Below are 3,312 nucleotides of genomic sequence, written 5' to 3' on the forward strand. Positions count from 1 at the left end.
TTCGGTCTGCTCCATCTGGCGCAGCAGGGCATTCATCTCCGGTACACTGAGTTGGCGATTGGCACGCACCGACCCATGGCATGCCATGGTTGACAGCAGTTCATCTCGATAGGCACTGATTCGTTCGCTCTGGCCGTGCTCGCGAATATCAGACAACACATCGCGTACCAGCTGTTCAACATTTGCGCGGGCCAGCAGAGTCGGTACCTGGCGCACGACAATCGATTCTTCGGCAACTCTTTCCAGCTCGAAACCCAGCTCGGCCAGTGACTGTGACTGCTCCTCAGCACAATCCGCCTCGGCGCGACTGACCGCCAGAGAGACCGGCACAAGCAGCGGCTGAGCCTTGATGCCCTGCGTGTCGCAGGCGGTTTTCATGCGCTCAGAGGTGATGCGTTCGTGCCCAGCATGCATATCCACAACAATCAGCCCTTCAGCATTCTGCGCCAGAATGTAGACGCCGTGCAGCTGCGCCAGGGCAAATCCGAGTGGCGGAATTTCCTTGTCTTCACCCAGGCTCTGATAGAGCGCCGCCTGGTCAGCCAAGACGCGACTGTTGCTGCTTGCCCCGCTGTAACTGGAAAAGCGCTGAGCACTGTTTTGCAACACCGGCGCAGAATCATTATGGAGAATTTCGCCCGTGCTCTGGTCAACACGCAAGCCCAGGGATGCCTGCTCAACCGGCTTCTGCCAGTTGTCAGCGCTCGACTGCCCCACGACAGTATCGTCGCGATCTGACGTGCCCTGCATGTGATCGCTGGGACGCACATCGGCCAGGGCCTTGTGTAATGAGCGGAACAGAAAGTCATGAACCAGGCGCTGATCACGGAATCGCACCTCATGCTTGGTCGGATGAACATTGACATCGACCAGCGACGGCTGCAGCTCCAGATACAAAACAAACGCCGGATGCCGGCCGCCAAACAGCACATCACGGTACGCCTGCTTGATAGCATGGGAGACCAGTTTGTCACGTATCACACGGCCGTTGACGTAAAAGTACTGCAGGTCTGGCTGACTGCGCGAAAAGGTCGGCAAACATACCCAGCCCCACAAACGCAGACCGGATGCTTCCATCTCGATAAAAACAGCATGTTCCAGAAATGCAGGCCCACAGACCTGACCGATGCGTCGCTGCTTCTCCTGAATAGTCTGTGCTGGCTGAAGTTGATGCACCGTGCGCTGGTTGTGGCGCAGGGTCACGCCGACATCAAAACGGCTCAGCGCAATACGTTTGACAACCTCATCAATCCGGCCGAACTCGGTATTCTCAGTGCGCAGGAATTTCTTGCGCGCCGGCGTATTAAAAAACAAATCGCGCATTTCAACGGTGGTACCTTGAGGGTGTGAACTCGGAGTTATCTGCGTTGACATATCCCGCCCTTCGGTTTGCACCGACCAAGCAGCCTCTGCATCTTTTCGGCGCGAGGTAAGTGTGAGACGTGACACTGAGCTAATACTGGCCAGCGCCTCCCCTCTAAAACCTAAGCTGCCCACTGCTTCAAGATCTGCCAACTCAATAATTTTGGAAGTGGCATGACGACTTAATGATAGCGAGAGGTCATCTTTTTCAATACCAAAGCCATTGTCGCGGATTTTTATTAATTTAATACCGCCCTGCTCGATATCGACATCTAGCTTGGTTGCCCCCGCATCTAGACTGTTCTCTAATAACTCTTTTACCACTGACGCCGGTCTTTCAACCACTTCACCGGCGGCGATTTGGTTAGCTAAACGGGGGGACAGTAACTGTATACGCTGCATATTTTATCTCTGCACTAATTTCTAACCCGAATATTGCACCCAAATGCTCGTGCCCTAACTTGCTCCTTGTTTTTACAGATTTTTCTTTCTCAATCAACCGGACATACCAGTACGGCGTTCAATCGAAAAAAAATCTGTAAAAACAATTAGCAGCGCTATCATCACGGCATTGCATACAATATCCGGGTTAAACTTAACTGGTGGGAATTTGCAATTTTTGACCGATGCGAATTCTATCATTTTTCATTTTATTCAAGGACTTTAACGAGGCGAGTTTGACCCCGTAACGATGCGCAATACGCGATAGAGAATCACCACTGACCACTTGATACTGCACTCTTTTAGTTAATCCATCGCCGTGTTTTTGTCGGTATATTTCAGTAAAGGCCGGCGGCTTATTGATAAAGTGCTCTTTGATGCCTTTAAATATAGCGCGTGCCATTTTTTTTCTATAAGCCGTGGTTTTTAACGCTCGCTCTTCCTGCGGATTAGAGATAAAACCTGTCTCTATTAAAATCGATGGTATATCTGGGGATTTCAACACCAAAAAACCTGCTCGTTCAACACTTGGTTTATGCATTTTCGCAAATTTATTGATGTTTTGGTGAATCTTTTTCGCTACTTCTCGGCTGTCTTTTCGTGAGGCAGTCATCGACATATCTAACAACACCCCCTTGAGCACTTTATCTTTGCCTCCCAAGCTGAGATTGCCAACCCCCCCGATCAAATCGGAACTGTTTTCTTTTTGCGCCAACCAGCGACCTACTTCACTACTCGCACCGCGATTGGATAAAACCCAGACAGAAGCACCGCTGGCTTTTTTATTTTTAAAAGCATCCGCGTGAATCGACACAAACAGATCCGCATTTTTTTTACGCGCAATAGCAGTACGGCCACGCAAACTCACATAATAATCATTGCGCCTGATCATCCGTGATATAAAGCCAGGCTCAGCATCAATTAATTTTTCAAGCTCTTTAGCAATAGCCAATACTACAACTTTTTCACGCAAGCCCGACGCACCAATAGCTCCGGGATCCTCTCCACCGTGACCGGCATCTAGTGCTATCACAATATCTCTGAGCTTTTTGCCCGTTAGTGGTTTAGCTGCAGCAGCAACATCAGCACTAGGCAGTACAAGAGCAACACTAGGTGCAGGTAAACCCTTTTTTGTCACTGACGGCTTGATTTTTTCAGCCCTTTTCTCCGCTGTTCGCCCCAAGTCAACGACCAGACGATGACCGTAATTACCACTGGGCGCCAGTGAAAAACTAACGGGCTTTAGTGGCTCCGAAACATCGAGCACAATCCTTAGGGGTAATCCCCTGCCGGCCCTCAGCTTTTTTACCGGAGACTCTCCCAGATCAACTTTATTTAAATCGACATTTAAAGTGACGCCTTCAACGTCTAGCACTACTCTGTCTGGATTCTTTAAAGTGAAAATCTTATGCTTAACCTCACCCGATAAATCAAAAACAAGACGGGTGTTTTCCGGTGCCAGCCACACTCGCAAATTATTTATTTTCACTGAGGCATGAACTGACACAT

Annotated in this window: 2 protein-coding genes; both read right to left on the reverse strand. The window is 49.6% G+C overall.

Annotated elements, in window-relative coordinates; genetic code table 11:
• The coding region (mutL, locus tag DWA01_RS00180; RefSeq protein WP_114283623.1) for a DNA mismatch repair endonuclease MutL at positions 1–1,764 on the reverse strand (1,764 nt) is incomplete at its 3' end.
• Positions 1,765–1,957: 193 nt separating this feature from the next.
• Positions 1,958–3,312 (reverse strand): N-acetylmuramoyl-L-alanine amidase (locus DWA01_RS00185; RefSeq protein WP_200832464.1); only part of this gene is annotated, 1,355 nt, incomplete at its 5' end.

The sequence above is a fragment of the Candidatus Halocynthiibacter alkanivorans genome (genome assembly GCF_003333265.1).
Taxonomy (GTDB): Bacteria; Pseudomonadota; Alphaproteobacteria; order Rhodobacterales; family Rhodobacteraceae; genus Halocyntiibacter_A; species Halocyntiibacter_A alkanivorans.